13 protein-coding genes are annotated in these 15,596 nt (G+C 36.3%); 5 read left to right on the top strand and 8 right to left on the bottom strand.

The features are described 5' to 3' along the window. The first annotated feature begins 30 nt into the window (after window positions 1-30). Window positions 31-2,688, top strand: a complete 2,658-nt coding sequence (locus tag REB14_RS00520) for a multicopper oxidase domain-containing protein (RefSeq protein ID WP_309521223.1) — start codon at window positions 31-33, stop codon at window positions 2,686-2,688. A gap of 300 nt (window positions 2,689-2,988) precedes the next feature. Here the strand turns inward: REB14_RS00520 and REB14_RS00515 are convergent, their stop codons facing one another. The 6 genes from REB14_RS00515 to REB14_RS00490 form a co-directional block, all read right to left on the bottom strand. Further along, entirely contained in the window at window positions 2,989-5,022 is a 2,034-nt protein-coding gene (locus REB14_RS00515; RefSeq protein ID WP_309521222.1) for a S9 family peptidase, read from the bottom strand. A 73-nt stretch (window positions 5,023-5,095) separates the two neighbouring features. Continuing rightward, the gene (locus REB14_RS00510; protein ID WP_309521221.1) at window positions 5,096-6,214 is read right to left on the bottom strand and encodes an FAD-dependent monooxygenase; all 1,119 of its coding nucleotides are present in this window, start codon (window positions 6,212-6,214) and stop codon (window positions 5,096-5,098) included. Between the two features lie 78 nt (window positions 6,215-6,292). Continuing rightward, entirely contained in the window at window positions 6,293-6,793 is a 501-nt protein-coding gene (locus REB14_RS00505; protein ID WP_079241804.1) for a GNAT family N-acetyltransferase, read from the bottom strand. A gap of 15 nt (window positions 6,794-6,808) precedes the next feature. Then, on the bottom strand, window positions 6,809-7,417 hold the full coding sequence (locus REB14_RS00500) for a hypothetical protein (RefSeq protein WP_309521220.1): 609 nt from the start codon (window positions 7,415-7,417) through the stop codon (window positions 6,809-6,811). Between the two features lie 186 nt (window positions 7,418-7,603). Continuing rightward, on the bottom strand, window positions 7,604-8,470 hold the full coding sequence (locus tag REB14_RS00495) for a sigma-70 family RNA polymerase sigma factor (protein WP_002979276.1): 867 nt from the start codon (window positions 8,468-8,470) through the stop codon (window positions 7,604-7,606). A gap of 338 nt (window positions 8,471-8,808) precedes the next feature. After that, window positions 8,809-9,600, bottom strand: coding sequence for a S1/P1 nuclease (locus REB14_RS00490; RefSeq protein ID WP_047374592.1), 792 nt, complete (start codon window positions 9,598-9,600; stop codon window positions 8,809-8,811). A 483-nt stretch (window positions 9,601-10,083) separates the two neighbouring features. On the opposite strand from REB14_RS00490, the gene REB14_RS00485 reads away from it, so the two are divergent. The 4 genes from REB14_RS00485 to REB14_RS00470 all read left to right on the top strand — a co-directional run bounded on the left by REB14_RS00485 (window position 10,084) and on the right by REB14_RS00470 (window position 14,399). After that, window positions 10,084-11,001 (top strand): type VI secretion system baseplate subunit TssG, encoded by a 918-nt coding sequence (locus REB14_RS00485; protein WP_238594413.1) that lies wholly within the window; start codon window positions 10,084-10,086, stop codon window positions 10,999-11,001. Window positions 11,002-11,055: 54 nt separating this feature from the next. After that, window positions 11,056-11,958: a TssN family type VI secretion system protein gene (locus REB14_RS00480; RefSeq protein ID WP_034697817.1), complete on the top strand. Its 903-nt coding sequence runs from the start codon at window positions 11,056-11,058 to the stop codon at window positions 11,956-11,958. Window positions 11,959-11,984: 26 nt separating this feature from the next. Continuing rightward, window positions 11,985-13,124: a hypothetical protein gene (locus tag REB14_RS00475; protein ID WP_034697821.1), complete on the top strand. Its 1,140-nt coding sequence runs from the start codon at window positions 11,985-11,987 to the stop codon at window positions 13,122-13,124. A 99-nt stretch (window positions 13,125-13,223) separates the two neighbouring features. Further along, window positions 13,224-14,399 carry an aminotransferase class V-fold PLP-dependent enzyme gene (locus tag REB14_RS00470; protein WP_309521219.1) on the top strand — a complete coding sequence of 392 codons (1,176 nt, stop codon included), beginning with the start codon at window positions 13,224-13,226 and terminating at the stop codon, window positions 14,397-14,399. Window positions 14,400-14,451: 52 nt separating this feature from the next. On the opposite strand, the gene blaIND is transcribed toward REB14_RS00470, so the two are convergent. Both blaIND and REB14_RS00460 read right to left on the bottom strand, forming a co-directional pair. Further along, the gene (gene blaIND, locus REB14_RS00465; RefSeq protein WP_079241800.1) at window positions 14,452-15,180 is read right to left on the bottom strand and encodes an IND family subclass B1 metallo-beta-lactamase; all 729 of its coding nucleotides are present in this window, start codon (window positions 15,178-15,180) and stop codon (window positions 14,452-14,454) included. A 164-nt stretch (window positions 15,181-15,344) separates the two neighbouring features. Next, window positions 15,345-15,575 (bottom strand): Lrp/AsnC ligand binding domain-containing protein, encoded by a 231-nt coding sequence (locus tag REB14_RS00460; RefSeq protein ID WP_262487992.1) that lies wholly within the window; start codon window positions 15,573-15,575, stop codon window positions 15,345-15,347. Between the last annotated feature and the right edge of the window lie 21 nt (window positions 15,576-15,596).

Raw genomic sequence — 15,596 nt, 5'->3', positions numbered from 1 at the left:
CTTTGCAACTTCTAAGAAGTTCGAAATATTATGAAAAAGCTGATAATGTTTCTGATACTTTTGTTCTCTGTATTAACTTTCGCTCAAACTACAAAAAACGTTTATACTTGTCCGATGCACCCTGAAGTGGTGTCTTCTAAACCTGGAGACTGTCCGAAATGCGGAATGACTCTGGAGAAGAAAACTGCTGCCGTAAAGTCAAAATCGGTAACCAAACCGGAAGCGAAATCTATAACAGAGGCAAAAGCAAAATCCTCAGAAACAAAAATAAATACAATCCATTCTCAAATTACCTATGCATGTCCGATGCATCCGGAAGTAGTTTCAGACAAACCGGGAAAATGTCCTAAATGCGGGATGGAACTTGAGGAGAAAGAGGATCATTCCCATACAGATAAACTGAAGGCAGAAGGTTCTGTTTTAAAAAGGAACTCTGAAAACGGGAGAATTACCTTTGGAGGGAAAACAGTTCGTTACGACCTCTATGTAAAAGATACTATTGTGAATTTCACAGGAAAAAACAGAAGAGCAATTGCAATCAATGGTAAGCTTCAGGCTCCGACTCTATATTTTACGGAAGGAGATACAGCCGAGATCTATCTGCATAATATGCTTAAAGAAAATACAGGACTACACTGGCACGGTGTGATTCTTCCCAACGAACAGGACGGAGTTCCGTATCTTACCACCAAGCCTGTAAAACCTGGAGAAACCCATTTATATAAATTCAGAATCTCTCAAAACGGAACGTATTGGTATCATTCTCACGAAGCGCTTCAGGAACAGATAGGAATGAACGGTATTCTGGTTTTCAAGAAAAGAGAAGGTGAACCCAAAACAGAATACAATGCTGATATTCCGGTATTACTGGGAGATTGGAGTGATGATGATCCCATGCAGATTGCAAGAAGACTTCATATGGCCAACACAGACTGGTATGCGGTAAAGAAAAACGCTGTACAAAGTTACTGGGAAGCGATTAAGTCGGGAAACCTGGGAACAAAGGCATTGAATGAATGGAAAAGAATGGAAGCCATGGATGTAAGTGATGTGTATTACGATAAATTCCTGATCAATGGTACACCAAGTTCAGATTATTCTAACTTAAAAGCGGGTGATAAAGTAAGATTGAGAGTGGCGAACGGAGGTTCATCTACCTATTTCTGGCTGAATTATGGCGGAGGAAAAATAAAAGTAGTGGGAAATGACGGAAATGATGTAGTTCCTATAGAAGTTGACCGTCTGATTGTCGGAGTTTCCGAAACGTATGACATTGAAGTTACGATTCCAGAAAACAAAAGTTTTGAGTTCAGAGCGACTTCTGAAGACAGAATAGGACATGCTTCTTTCTGGCTGGGTTCAGGTGAAAAGGTTGAAGCTCCCAATCTTCCAAGGTTGATGCTTTTTGAAGGAATGAAAATGATGAACGGTATGATGGAGATGAGCGGAAATATGAAGCCGATGAATATGACGATGGGAAATCAGGTGATGGATATGAACGAAGTCATGTATCCGGAATTATCTGAAAATCAAAGAAAAACTACAGCAAAGCATATCAATGAAATGATGGGAGTGAAAACCAAAGAAGATAAAAAAGAAGATCATTCTCAACACTCAGGAATGGAGATGAAGGAAGAGAAAACAATCAAGAGACTTTCTTATAATATTTTAAAATCTCCTGAGAAAACAATTCTTCCCACAGACAGTCTTCGTGAAATGAAATTTACACTGGAAGGAAATATGAATCATTATCTGTGGACACTGGATAACAAAACCGTTACAGAAACAGATAAAATTCTGATCAAGAAAGGAGAAGTCCTTAGAATTAAACTCTATAATAATTCCATGATGCGTCACCCGATGCACCTTCATGGTCATGATTTCAGATTAATCAATTCAAAAGGAGAGTATTCTCCGCTGAAAAATGTAGTGGATATCATGCCGATGGAAACTGTAACCATAGAATTTGCGGCCAACCAGGACGGAGACTGGTTCTTCCACTGTCATATTCTATACCATATGATGGCAGGGATGGGAAGAATTTTCAGTTATGAAAACTCGAAACCCAATCCACAGCTTCCGAACAGAAAGCTGGCCTGGAAAAACTTTATACAGGATAATAAAATGACCAGTTCTATGGCAATGCTGGATATAGCAAGCAATAAGATCCATGCAGAAACAATGACGATGTTTGGACCGAGATGGGCCAATCTGAATGAATTTCATACCAACTGGAATTTTGATCATTTTGAAGGAAGTGCAAAAGTAGGGCGTTTCTTAGGTAAATTTCAATGGGTATTACCTTATGCAGGAATTAGAGTGCAGAAAAATCATGAGATCATGGAGAGACAGATGGCAGAAGATCTGGGAATGGAATTTCATGGTAAAAAGACCTGGTTTGGACAGCAGAAGGCTTCAAAAAACAGATTTGCATTGATGGTGGGTATGCAGTATGTATTGCCAATGCTGATTACTGCTGACGCAAGTGTTGATCAAAACGGAAAAGTTTTATTGGAGCTTAGCCGTGAAGATATACCGCTTTCCAGAAGGCTGAGAGGGAACTTTAGCATCAATTCGGACGGTGAGTTTTCTACAGGACTTCGGTACATTGTGCAGAAATGGTTATCCTTTTCCGGAAACTATGATAAAGAAATAGGTTGGGGTGCGGGTGTTACTTTAACTTATTAATTACAAGTAAATTATATTCAAAAAAGCTGTCTCATTGAGGCAGCTTTTTTTGATCAAATAGATGTTAGTTATTGCCAAACTGTATATAAACACAAAGAATAGATAATTGTAATGTTTAATTTTAGAAGGCAAAGAAGCAACTTCGTCGCTGAAGAAGCTTTATGTAATACATTTGCTTAGAAAAAGAGTTTGTTTATTCCCTTTTATAGGTCCTAAAGATATATTCTATATAGACCGGAATCAATAAAAAAAGCCATCTCATTTTCACGAGATGGCTTTATATAATTGATGCAAATGCTTTTATTTAGAAGCTCCTGCGGCTTTTTCAGTCTTTGCTGGTGTATAAGTAACTTTCGAAATATCAACCGTCATTTCTTTCAGACGTTTTGCTACATTTTCAGGCATTTCTTTCTGATATCTTCCTCCGATTACTTCAGCGAGGAATTTCTCTGTTTCAGCATACATCGCCATACTATTTACCGGTTTACGGAATCCGTGACCTTCATCATCCGCTAAGATATAATTAACCTTTTTACCTTTATCACGAAGCGCGATGACAATCTGATCTGCCTCAGCCTGCTTTACTCTTGGATCATTAGCTCCCTGAACAATCAGTAAAGGTTTGTTGATTTTATCTACACTGAATAAAGGGCTTGCCTCATGCATACGTTTTTTACCTTCTTCCGTTTTAGGATCACCTACCATCCCATAAAGGAAAGCACGGGCAGCTTCCCAGTAAGCAGGAACTGAATCCAGTAACGTAAATAAGTTACTTGGTCCTACGATATCTACTCCCGCAGCATATACATCCGGAGTGAAAGCCAGACCTGCCAGTGTTGCATAGCCACCGTAGCTTCCTCCCATGATGACTACTTTATTTTTATCTGCAATTCCCTGATCAATAAGGTATTTTACGCCCCAGGTAATGTCATCCTGCATCAGTTTTCCCCATTGAAGGTCTCCGCCATTCTGGAACTTTTTACCATAACCGCCACTTGCTCTGAAGTTAGGCTGAAGCACGGCATACCCTCTGTTGGCTAAAAACTGTACTGTTGAGTTATATCCCCAATAATCTCTTGGACCTTTTGGGCCTCCGTGAACCAAAACAACAACAGGAACATTCTTGCCAGATGAACCTACAGGTAAAGTCAGATAAGCCGGAATTTCAAGTCCGTCACTGCTTTTATAGCTGATAGGAGTCATTGCAGCCAGATACTTCTCAACCTTTTTCAATTCTGTTCTTGGCGTATACTGGAATATGAGCTGTTTTGTCTTTGCATCGAAGAAATACGCTTCTGAAGCATATTTATCTCCTCCCACAGAAACCAGAAACTTAGAATAATCATTGGTAGAACTTGCAAAACCAACCTCTCTTCCTGGGAATTTACTTTGCAGGAATTTATAATTAGCTTCCCACGCTTTATCTTTCCAGTAATATTCTGTTTTATCTCCTGTATAAGACGTATAAATCATCTTTCTTGTATTTCTGTCCATAAACAGTCCTCCAAAATCTACTTTATCTTTAGGATCACTTTCTATTTTTGTAATCTGTTTTGTTTTCGGATCCATCAGGAATAGTGCAGATTTATCCAGATCTCCTTTATTGGTTACCAGATAAAACTTAGAATTGTCTTCGTTCCAGTTTGATATATAAGCACTTTCCGTTACCAGTGTTTCGTAAATAGGAGTCAGCTTATCGCCTTCTTTGTAAAAAAACTGTGTGGTTCCTTTATCATCCGTTTTAGAAAGAACCCTCAATTTTTCATCCCAGTCAAATTCATAGCTTGTAATACGGTCTGTATTTTCGTAAATCTTTTTCAGCTCTCCTGTAGAAATCTTCAGTGAATATAAATCGTGCCATGCTTTATCACGGTTATTCAATCCAATCATCAGTAAATCAGGATCTTTTCTGCTTGCCAGATAAATACTTGCAGTAACGTCTTTAAGCGGTGTTATATTTCTTGATTCCGGAACTCCTTTTGTCACTTTTGCCATAGGATCTACTGCAAAAATATTCATGTTTTCATCTCCGTTATTATCTTTTACATACAGGATATATTTTCCGTCTTCTGTCCAGAAATATCCATTCAACGGGCGTTTGCTGTTTGTTAAAGGACGTGCTTTTTCAAAAGGCTCATCAATTTTTTTTACCCAGATATTCATAATCCCCTCATATTCTTTTGTAAAGGAAATCCATTTTCCATCCGGGCTCAGTTGTCCTCCTGAAATTTCCGGGTTACCAAAGAATAAACCTCTGTCCAGTACCGGGACCTCCTGTGCTCGTGCTGTATGTACTCCTATGAGCAGGAGCAATACATAAAAGATTTTTTTCATGTTTTTAAGTTTTAGTTGTTATTAATAAATTGTTTATGATTTTTTAATTTTTATCGATTCTAACAATAATGACCTACATTTCCAGTTCTATGATTTTTCTCGCCATTTTCTGATTCATACTTTCCGGTAGTAAGCCCATCAGAAAATTCCGGATTGAATTTCCTCTTTCCCATTGAGAAACCTTTCCGATGGTACGGCTTGTATTGACGATAGAGTCAACTTTTTTTCTTCTGATCCCTTGAAACTTTTTGAAAATAGCATTGAAATCCTGATGATCTTCCAGTAATCTTCCAATGATATAAGCATCTTCAATGGCCTGGCAGGCACCTTGTCCCATATTGGGAGTTGTAGCGTGGGCCGCATCACCAATCAGACAAAGATTTTCAGAATACCATTGAGGAATAGGAGCGAGGTCAGAAATTGTGTTGCAGATAATATTTTCGTTGGTAGTAGCTTCAATAATTTTTAAAACCAAAGCATCAAAATCTTTAAAGATCTCTGCAATTTTCAAATCCTTTCCAAAGCTTTTTTCATTGACACAGGCATACCAGTACACTTTTTTATCAGAAATTTTTACAAAACCGAAACGTTTTCCTTTTCCCCACATTTCAAAAGCTTCCTGATGGTGTTTTTCCGGAAGGTCAAAATCTACCAGGCCACGCCAGCATTTCTGCCCAGAGTTCCGTATGATACCTGTTTTCAGGATCTGATTACGGATAGGAGATTTTATACCGTCGGCTCCAAAAACGATTGTACTTTCAATCCGTTTTCCATTTTCAAAATCTAAAATATAGTTTTCTTCTTTTCTTATTTTTTGTAATGAATGGTTCAGTTGTATAGAATCTGGATTTAAATTTTCAGCCAGAATTTTCTGAAGCTCAGCCCGGTGAATGGCAACGTTACAGGAATTGTACTGAAATTCCAGTTCCATAATCTCTGTTTTGGTGATGGTCTGTAAAGATTCATTGGCGATAACGATTCTATGAACTTTATTACCTGCATTTTCAATCTTTTCTTTTAAGCCCAAACGATCAAAAACCTGCATGGCATTGACGGCCATCATAATTCCGGCTCCTACAGGTTTTATTTCGGGAGCAGATTCATAGATCGTAAAATCATATTGATGCTTTTTCAGTACATTTCCGAGGGTAAGTCCTCCGATTCCGGCTCCGATGATTGAAATGGTGTTCATAAGGCTTAGTTTTATTTAAAACGTAAAGAGGTGAAAGATTCTTATTGGTGTATCTTTTTATGACAGTCTAATGGTAACTTATAGCGTTAAAATATAACTCTCTGATACCTTTTTAAAACCATATCGGCTGAAAAAGTTGTGAGCACCATGATTATTGACTCCGCTTTCCAGCAAAATGAAACTGATATTCCAGTTTTTAGATTCATGAATGGCTTTCTCCAAAAGAGTACTTCCCAGGGATTGACCTCTCACAGACTGATCCAGGAGCATATCCTCCAGAATTGCGTATTTTTTAAAAGGACTGTTGATGACGTTGAAAACCATCATGCCGACAATTTCTCCATTTTCATTTTCAGCGATCAGAATATTCAGTTTGGAGTTCCCGTCAGAATTAAAATCAGTGATTAGTTGTTCTGTCAGAATCAGTTCAAGATCTGGATTCCAGTGGTGTGAATCTATAGCTCTTCCTGACATCATTTCGCCATGAGAAATGTAAGCATCTGTTTTATGGGTAATGAAAAAGTCTACGAGTTCTTTCACTCGGCTTTTATCGGTAAGCCATTGGGTAGTATATTTCATGAGGTGTAATGGTTTTTATTTTAATTTTTTCAATTCTTCTAGAAGTTGATTCTGCTTATTGATAAATTGATTGAGGTTGTCTGCTTTCAGTGGATGAGCGGTTTGGTATTTTTCAATTTCAGGAAGCGTTTTTCTGATTTTGAATACAAGGTATTGATCATGAAGTGTGGTCCTATTTGCTTTTATTTTGGCGATGAGGTCTCGGATAGTTTGTGTTTTTATATCGTATTTTTCAGAGCTTGCTTTTATCTCTTTTTCAATTTGTTTTTTTGTAACAGAATCGGTTACCGAATTTGATAGTGCCATTGCATCATTATAGTAGGTTTCCGATTTACCGATAATATCATCATATTCCGAAATGGAGTTTTCAGCTTCCTTTTGAATATTTTCTATTCTTGTATCAAGATCCTGTAAAGTTTTATCATTTTTTATCAGCTCCTGATAGATTTCATGAACAAGGTTTCCTTCACGTGAGGAGTATCTGGTATTTTTTTTAATAGTTCCTGAAACTGAAGACTCAGCATTGTCAACTGCGTTTTCTACCCCAGGAGGCTGCTGCGATTTGTTTTCTCCGCAGGAAAGCAGAGATAAAGCCAGAATAGAAGCGAAAAGTATTTTTTTCATAGTATGTTTTGTTTTGGTTGAAAATCAGCTTCATATCCAAAGCAACTAAAATTAATCATTTCAATTCTAACACAAGAGATTAAAGGATATGATTTTAATTAGTTGAACAAACCTTGAAAAATGTTACATCAATAAAAAAACGGAGCCTGAAACCAGACTCCGCCTATAAAATTTTTTACGCTAAAATTATTTACCCAGATAAGATTTAAGAATCTTGCTTCTGGTATTGTGTTTTAGTCTCTTAATTGCTTTTTCTTTGATCTGACGAACTCTCTCTCTTGTAAGATCGAAAGTTTCACCAATTTCTTCTAAAGTCATTGGGTGTTTTCCGTTCAGTCCGAAGTACAATCTTACCAGATCAGCCTCTCTTGGCGTCAAAGTATTCAATGCTCTTTCAATCTCGATTTGTAGAGATTCCAGCATCAGATCTTTATCAGGACTTGGAGATTCTCCTGAACGTAATACATCATAAAGATTAGAATCTTCACCTTCTACTAAAGGTGCATCCATAGACAGGTGTCTTCCGGAGTTTTTCATAGATTCTTTGATATCTTCCTCGCTCATGTCAAGAACTTCAGCCAATTCTTCCGGAGAAGGTGGTCTTTCATTTTCCTGTTCAAGGTGAGCGTATGCTTTATTGATTTTGTTGATAGAACCAATCTTGTTCAATGGTAGTCTTACAATTCTTGACTGTTCAGCCAATGCCTGTAGGATTGATTGACGGATCCACCATACTGCATAAGAGATAAATTTGAAACCTCTAGTTTCATCGTACCTTTTTGCCGCTTTCATTAATCCTAAGTTACCTTCATTAATCAAATCGGGTAAAGAAAGACCTTGATTTTGGTATTGCTTAGATACAGATACTACGAAACGAAGGTTGGCTTTGATTAATTTCTCAAGTGCGGCTCTGTCACCTGCACGTATTCTTTGTGCCAATTCTACTTCCTCGTCCGCAGTGATCAGTTCCACTTTACCAATTTCCTGCAAATACTTGTCTAATGAAGCAGTTTCCCTGTTGGTAACCTGCTTAGTGATTTTTAATTGTCTCATTTATTTTATCCTCAAAAAAGAGTTACTATAATATATACGTATGAAAAGGTAAAAAGGTTACACAAGGTGCAATATTTTTTGTACAATATATAAAGTAAAATACATTAATGTACATTTAAAATAATTTAATTCACTGATATAAAGTGTTTTATGTTATTTCTTGTTTTGAAAATAAAATTTAAATTAGTAATTAAAACCCTGGCATTCATTCGGGAAACCTGTCAATTCCTTAAACTTTAAACAAAAAAAACGAAACCGAAGTCCCGTTTTTATTTCTAAGAGTTATATTTTAAATTGTATTGGGTTAAAAACCCGAAACCTGCAACTCGAAATTCTACTTAGAAAAGCTCATTCAATACTTTTGCCAGTCTCAATCCTCCGTACAACAATTGTCTTTCCATTGTTTCATTGAATTTATACTGATAATCATAAGATAACTTAGAATCGTTTGGAGTCTGTGCATAGATCTTGTTGGCGATTTTATGAGAATCATACAACCAGTCTTCCAGTGTTCCGGATTGAATCTGTGCTACTTCTTCTTTAGATTTGATATCTAAGAGCTTGGAATATTCAGTGTAGCTGTATTTTTGAGAATCTACTAATTTTCCATCCCAAACAGAGTGTAAATTGGTTTTTTCCCCGAAATAGGTAACATTGATTTTGTTTCCACCCAAATCTTCAGCTCTTCCTACGTGAAGTGGCTGTGCAAGGTCTCCCATAATGTGGATAAGGAAGATTAAGGCAATTTTTCTGTCTTTTTCAGAAGTGTTTTTGTCTTTGATCTGGCTGGACAATGTATTTACCTGAGTATAAAGGCTTGGTCCTGCCTGTGCTTTTAGATTTTGTTCAAAAGCTTTAAAATCAGTCATCGGATCAATGTTTACATAATGCCATGAAGAAGCCTGCTTCCATGCACCTGTAGTGTCAGATTTTATAAAATCCGGCCAGTTCGCCCAATAAGCCAGACGCTCTTTTCCCATGATTTTTTTAATCTCTCTTCTTGCTTTGCGGGAAAGGTGGTTTTGTGCAATGTCTGCAATCACCCTGTGTCCCGTTAATCCCCACGCATAAGAATAAAGTGAAGAGGCCATGAATGCTAAAATCAGAATTTTAGAATAAATACTTTTCATTTTAAATAACAATTTTCAGTCTGCAAAGATACGGCCCACTTTCGGAATGAGCATACATAATGCTGAATTTATTCTATAAGATAATGTTAATAAAATTTAATGTAAATAAATACATAATAATCTTAGGTTTGAAAAGAATAGAAAACATTGAAGATAAAGGTGTAAAACTCTTCATATTCTATATAAACCTAAATTAAAACCTTAACTCCCGAACTTTAAATTTTAAACTTTAAACCTTAAACCTTGAACCTCACACTCTAAACAATTGGTTCTGAATAGTTAATTTTAAATTCTAAAAAACAAATAAATAGTCTATTTACCGTATTTTCACGGAATTTGTAGAAAATTATTCCTATTAATGTCAATAAATTACTACTTTTAAAATAAAATTGTTGTAAAAATATTTTTTCAAACTTATGAGATATATTATCTTTACAAGTCATAATCAGAGGAAACACTATGTATGAGAGTAATATTGTAGATATGCATTACAATAAGCTGCAGACAGACTTTAAGGCTGAAGCTGTAGCTGTTAACCTTTTGAAATACCACCGTGCGGTAAGCAATATATTCATAGAGAGGGTTGGTGTAAACGACCGTGCTTACCTGAAAGACATTAAAAGTATTTCAAGCAGTTATTTAGGATTTGATGAGGAAGTCTTTACTATAGAGAGCTACAGAGAAGGTATTTACGATTATCTTCCGGAAGGTTTATTTCATCCGCCGTCTCTCGGGGCTTCCAGAAAGAATGTAGATACTGTGGTAAGGGAAATCCGGAAACAGAAAAGGGTAGAAGATGATGCCCGTAAGTTTTTCCGACCTTTTGAGCTGGAAGTATTTTTTACAGAAATCAGTGCTTTGCTTAAAGAATCAGAATTTGATATTACAAGCAGTACAGATTCTTTACTGGAAACAGTAAGTGAGCTTTGGCCTATGATCAAAATGCTGGACAAGCAGAGTGCCTATATTTTTATGCATATTTTACCATTTTTCCACCAGATAAGAGGAGACAAAAGATGGTTTGAAAGATGCATGACTGCTTTTCTGCAGGTACCGGTACAAGTTACTTTTTCTCCTAATATTATTGACGGAATTGAGAAAAATGACGATTCCATGTTATTGGGAAATTCGAGATTAGGAGTCACCTATATTCCAAGCGGGCCTCATATGGATGGACAGCGAAATTGGGTGGTGAACATTGGACCTATTCCTTATGGGGATATGAAGAAGTATATTCCTGGAAGTCCTTTCAGAAATGTGCTTCAGGCACTGTATGATTATTTTCTTCCTGTAACAGTAGATGTGGAAGAGAATTTTGTTACAGAAAAAGAGGAATATTCATTCAGTCTTGAAGACGATGAAAGAAATGCCAGCCGCCTTGGATACTCTACATTCCTCTAAATTATTTTATTATATTTACAGCTACCAACAAAGTATAAATTCGAAAAGAAACAAATGGAAATTTCTTCAGTAAAAGGTATTTTTTTAAGGTATATCTTAATGCCTTTAATCGCAATTATTATGATGGTTATACTCGGTGTAATCAGGAGAAATAAACCTGCGATCAAAATTAAAGTAATTATTATATACGTACTGCTTTGCAGCTTATGTCTGGCTATCCCGGGTGTTTTTGGATTTGCGGGAAACCTTTTTAATCCGTACTGGTACCTTATTGCACAGGTTATTTATCTTATTTTTGGGATTATTCATGTGAATCTGTTACATAAATATTTCAAAAAGCATATTGATTCTCTGGCAATGAGTATTCTGTTTGAGTCTATTCTTTCATTAACGTGTATGGCTTTGGGAGGATATCTTTTCACTCTGATTTTTAACTGGATGAGCAAAGGCACAGGATATGCTGTAATGGCAGCTACAAGTATGGTCATCTTTGTGGTTCCGATGGTATTTTATTACTGCTATATTCAGTTTATCAGTATTCCTTTTGATATTTATAAAACATGGAGATATTCACCGGAGCAGAAACTTCCTGATTTTGAAGGTGCAGATTTTGACAGATTGATGGTACTGAATGTTGAACTGAGCAAAAAATTAGAAGATACCAACCGTTTCAGAATTAAAGCAAAAACGCTTCCTACAGGAGTTACTTTCGGAGATTGGTTCTACAGAGTGGTGGATGATTACAACCACAAAAATCCAGGTTCTATTATTCACCTTTCAGACGAAGGAAATGAGCCTTACTACTGGATCTTTTACACTAAAAAATCGTTTTTCAGCTTTAGAAAATATATAGATTTCGACCACGACATTACGACAAACAACATTTCTGAAAATGAAGTGGTGATTTGTAAGAGAGTTATTCAGCATGAAGAGGAGGGAGTCACAAGAAAATCATAAACACAAAAAATTAAAAAGTATTAAACATGATACAGCCTATTAAACATTTTGCAATCAATTGGGTGGATGGGATGAAAGTTTCCCAGAGGCACCTTAATGATCAGGATAATTTCTTAATTGATACCATCAGAGATTCCAATTCCCTTGGAATTACTACATATAACTACGGACTTTTACCTATTTCCAATGAATTTACAGACCGTACCATTTTTGATGTTCATAACACGGCAACCAATGATGTACAGCTTGTCATTAAGCGTTGCAGCGCTGTTACGATGGCAGGATACCGTATTGAGTTGACAGACAGACGAATCAGCGTGAAATCATTGGCAAAATCAATGAACGAAGAACAGGCAGATGGGGAATATTATATTTTGATCTCTGTAAATCCTTTTGATAAAGTACCTTTTGGAGATATTGATCCTGAGGAAATTCCACCACGCCACCCAAGTGCACAACCGAATCACCATATTGAACTTCTTCCTGTAACGTCTTTAAACAGCAGCTATTCAGGTGGAAATTATCTTATCATTGGTAAGGTAGATTTAAAAGGAAATATTGCTCAGGTGGATTCCAATTTTATTCCGCCCTGTACTTCTGTACAGAGTCATCCGGCTTTGGTAGATTATTACAGCAGCTATGCGAAATCTATCGGAAATCTTCAGCAGTATGCTTTTAAAATCATTCAGAAAGCATCTCATAAAAATCAGAATACAGCGTTGGCACAAAACGTTAAGTTCTTGTGTACTACCATGGTGAATACTTTTGGAGATATGTATTTCCAGTTCAGAAATATTACGCCTTGGCAGCCACCTGTATTTTTAATTGAGTCTTTTGCAAGACTGGCGCTTCATTTATACAATTCAACCCAGCTTCTTGTTCCTGCAGAATTGGAGGAAATGCTGAACTACAGTTTGGAATGGAGTGAGATTGCTCCTCATACCTTATTGAACCAGTTGTCTATTGTAGCAGAAACAAACTATGATCACCATAATTGTGGAGAGCCATTGCTTTATATTCAACAGATGTTGAGAAGTCTTGAAATTATCTTCTCTAAACTGAGCGAGCTTGATTATATCGGTCAGAGAAAAGAAAATATCATCGTTAATGAGCAGGAAGTTTCCACGAACACGAACCCAAAAAGAGGTTGGAGTGTTTTAGATTAAAATTATTGATTAAAAATAGTGTCCCGGATGAAAATTCGGGATTTTTTATAGACCTATTTAGGAAAAATTAAAAGTAAATTTGTTGTAAGGATTGATAAAATGAATTTAGAGGTTATAAGACAGGATACTCCGGGATGTTCGGATAAGATATTTTTAAACAGTGCAGGGGCTTCATTAATGCCTAAATCTGTTGTGGAGACTACCATTAAGTTTTTATATGAAGAACAGGAATTAGGAGGGTATGCAGCGGCGGTGCAAAACCCAGGTATCATCAATCAGTTTTATGAAGAGACTGCAAAATTGATTAATACAAAACCTTCCCATATTGCATTTGTAAGCAGTTCTACAGATGGATATGCAAAAGCTTTATCCAGTATTGATTTTAAAAAAGGAGATTGTATTATCACAACCAATGATGATTATATATCCAATCAGATTGCTTTTATTTCTTTGCAGAAAAGGTATCATATTGAAATCATCCGGGTTGCCAATCTTCCTGACCATGAATTGGATCTTGAAGATTTTGAAAATCTGATCAAAAAGCATAATCCCAAATTAATTGCTGTTACTCATATTCCAACTAATTCCGGTTTAATTCAGAATGTAGAAGGAGTGGGGAAGTTGTGTAAACAATATGATGTTCTGTATCTTGTGGATGCTTGTCAGTCTGTAGGGCAGATCGTGGTGGATGTAGAAAAAATTCATTGTGATTTTTTGACGGCAACCGGAAGGAAATTTATGCGAGGACCAAGAGGAACTGGATTTTTATATGTTTCGGATAAAGTATTGAATCAGAAATTGTATCCTCTGTTTTTAGATAGTTTTGGTGCTCAATGGACCGCTTTTGATGATTTTCAGCTTCATGACACAGCTAAAAGATTTGAACTTTTTGAAAGACCTTATGCTGCTCTAGCTGGATTTGCAGAGGCTTTACGCTATGCCAATGCGATTGGAATGGATCAAATTGAAAATTACAACCGGAAATTGACCAATACTTTAAGAATTAATCTGCAGAATAATGGTTTCAGAGTTCTGGATAAAGGAAACAGATTAGGCAGTATTGTGACTTTTTGCCAGGCAGATGGAAATGTAGAAAAAATCCATAAGGCTTTGAGTGATCATAAGGTTTTTTTTAAGGAAAACCACAGACAGGATGCCTTAATAGATTTTACCTCTAAAAATGTAGATCATGCAATCCGTTTATCCCCTCATTACTTCAATACGATGGAAGAAATTGAAAAAGTATCACAACTTTTAGAAAATAGTAACTATTAATATGATGATTTAAAATTTGAAGCGCCCTGGCATTCGCCAGGGCGCTTCAAATTTATTTTTTGTTCAGAAGATCAAGCGTATGTTCTACATGTCCGCCTCCTTTCCATTCATCGTGTCCAGGAATGATCAGGGTAGCTTGTGAATATTTGTTTTTAAGTTTTGTCATGGTTTGCGGCCATTGTGCAACGTTGGCTTCTCCCGTGTAGCCAAGATCAACGGCTGCTTTGCTCTTGACAAGACATCCTCCATCAAGTATTTTATATTTTGGAAACCAAACCACTACATTATCAGCAGTATGTCCTTCACCAAGAAAGTCTACTATAAATTCTTCTCCACCAATATGGTAAGGTTTTCCTGTTTTAATAAGTTCTGTAGAAGTTGCTTTTCCATCTTTCTTCAAAAGCTCGTTGGTTTTCGCTGTAGCGTAGGTTTTGATCCCTTTCTTATTATAAAAGCTTAAATCTCCGGCTCTGTCTTCATGTGAATGCGTTGCAAATACAGCTATCACAGGAAGATGATGACGTTTTTGAATTGTATCCAAAAGACTTTGATACTGTGTTTTCTGCCAAGGAACATCAAACAAAACAACCCCTTTTTTGGTCACCAGATAAACGGCATTGGTAGAATATTCTTTACCTCCGAATACCCCGAAAGTTTTATAAATATAAAAATTGGGTTGAATCTGTGGTTCAATTACAAAGTCTCTTATCTGAGTGGTTTGGGCATTTGCCAATGGGCTTAGCAACATCGAAATAATAAAAAACGGAATGCTTTTTTTCATAATTTTTTAAAGTAATAATTAAAATGTTTGTATTTGTCAGAAAAGACAAAGTCGGTAGATTGTTTTGCAAACCTAACTAAAAATAATTTTCCGGATAATGTAAAAAGGGAGTTTAACCGTTTTTTAACGATTTCAGGTAAAATTACTTCTTCACATTTATAATGTTACAACAACATATGAATAGGAATTTCAAGTCCTGATTTTACTGTATTCATAGAAACTAACGTTCTGAAATGTTTGATATTATCATTACCATAAAATATTCTGCGGGTAAGCTGTTCATAGTCTTTCATAGAAGAAACAACAATAATCAATACAAAATCTGACTCTCCCGTCACGTAGTAACATTGCTGAACTTCAGGAGCAGAGGTGAATAATGTCTGTGCTTGATCTATCTGGTCAATTAAGTTGTTTAT

It is taken from the genome of Chryseobacterium metallicongregator (assembly GCF_031324065.1).
Taxonomy (GTDB): domain Bacteria; phylum Bacteroidota; class Bacteroidia; order Flavobacteriales; family Weeksellaceae; genus Chryseobacterium; species Chryseobacterium metallicongregator.
This window is presented reverse-complemented; position numbering and strand designations above follow the sequence as displayed.